Genomic DNA, 1718 nt, shown 5'->3' on the forward strand with positions numbered 1-1718 from the left:
GTCGAGTTGGGCGCGCCATTGGATGCGTTCGGAGATGGCGCGGAGGACCCGGTGGCCGAGGGGCGCGACGTCGGGGTCGGTGGGTTTGGCGAGTTCCCAGGCATGCCGGACACTGTCGGATCCGGCCGGGGCGGTGTCGGCGTCGGTGGTAACGCCGAGCAAAGCTTTGACCCACTCGCGGCGGTCGGCCCGGTGGTCAGCCAGGGTCTTGCCGGACCACTGGCGGGAGATGAGGACGCGCCGGCCGCCGATGCCGAGGGTTTCCCGCTTGTGGACCTTGTTCTTGCAGTTGCCCGGCTTCAACCCGGGCCGGGCCTTCTTCGGTTGGATCCCGTAGAGCAGCCAGTTCGCGCACCGCTCCGAGCACGGCGTGTGCCGCAGCTCAGCCCAGAGCCGTTCCAGGTGCGCCCGCTGCCGGCCGGTGGTGGCCTCGTGGCAGTCGGCGGCCTGCTTGGTGAGGTACTTGGTGATGTAGCCGACGCACCGGTCGGCGTCCTTGGTGCCGGCGAGCACGCCCTTGGCGTCGACCTGAACGCCGAACCGGACGACGTGCACCGGGGCGGCGTCGGGGTCGGCGTCGACCAGGTCCAGGGCGTCATCCCACGACGGCAGCAGCTCGCCCGAGTCCGGGTCGGTGTAGCCGCCCGCGTCGGCGTCCCATTGCGGCGCCCTTCCCGGTTCGTAGACCAGCTCGGCGGCGGGCGGCCACCACACCTGGTGATAGGTCGCGGCGGCGACCTGGCGGACCAGGGCGCGGGGGATGGTGCCGCGCATGGCGAAGTGCGCGTGAGGGGCTAGCCGGCGCTGCGGCTCCACCGCCCCGGCGTACTGGACGTTCCAACCGACCGCCCGGCGCAGGTTCTGCCAGAACCGATCGAGCAGCCGGGGGAAGTGCACCGCGTCCCAGGCGGCCCGCCGGTAGTCATAGCTGTCCGGGTCGACCGGCGTGCCGTCGGAGTGCACGCGCCCGTAGGAGCCGAGGGTGAGGGTCAGGAACATCGACGGCCGAAACACCATCCCGCCGTGACCCTCGTAGGCGCGGCCAACCGTCCGGTTCTCCACCGTCAGGCGGGGCAGGTCCGGGGCATCCTGCCGCCGCTTGGTCGACCGCACCCGCCGCTTGCCGTCGCCGTCCTCCTGATCGTCGCTGCCGTGCGGTGGGGCGGGCCGGCCCCGGAGCCCTTCCGTGGTGATCTGGCCTTCCAGCTCTGCGATGGCGTCGTCCAGGTCCGCCACTTGATCCCACTGGGAGGCGCGGGCGGCTTCGTCGCGGGCGAATTCCAGGTGAGCGCGGGCCACGATCAGGCCGCGTTGGGCGTCGGTGGCGGGTTGGGGGCCGGGGTCGGGCTCGTCATCGCGGTGCCAGCCCTCGCGGATCTGCTGCTGCCGCAGCCTCCGTGCCCGCTTGGCACAGGCCGGGCACTTGGCCTCTTGGGTGGCGCCACAGGGCATGTCAATGACCTCGGTCTGCCCGCTGTCGAGGTCGGTGCGGCGCAGGGAGACGGGGCGGGTACAGACGCCGTAGTCGGCGGCGAGGTCGGCCACCACGTCGACGGAGCGAGGCATGAGCATCCGGGCGGCCCGGGAGCCCGGCCTCGGCCCCTCACTGGTGGTGGGGGTGAGGCCGGGCAGCGTCGGAGTGAGGGTCATCGGCCCACCCCCAGCGAGGCGGTGAGGTCACGGACCCGGAGGGCGGGGCGGGGGTCGGCGGTCGCGTG

1 protein-coding gene is annotated in these 1718 nt (G+C 72.8%); it reads right to left on the reverse strand.

Translation table 11 applies throughout. The annotated features are described in order from the left end of the window. Window positions 1-1650 (reverse strand): replication initiator (locus GA0070558_RS32575; protein WP_091287399.1); only part of this gene is annotated, 1650 nt, incomplete at its 3' end. Between the last annotated feature and the right edge of the window lie 68 nt (window positions 1651-1718).

Source organism: Micromonospora haikouensis (genome assembly GCF_900091595.1).
Classification (GTDB): Bacteria; Actinomycetota; Actinomycetes; order Mycobacteriales; family Micromonosporaceae; genus Micromonospora; species Micromonospora haikouensis.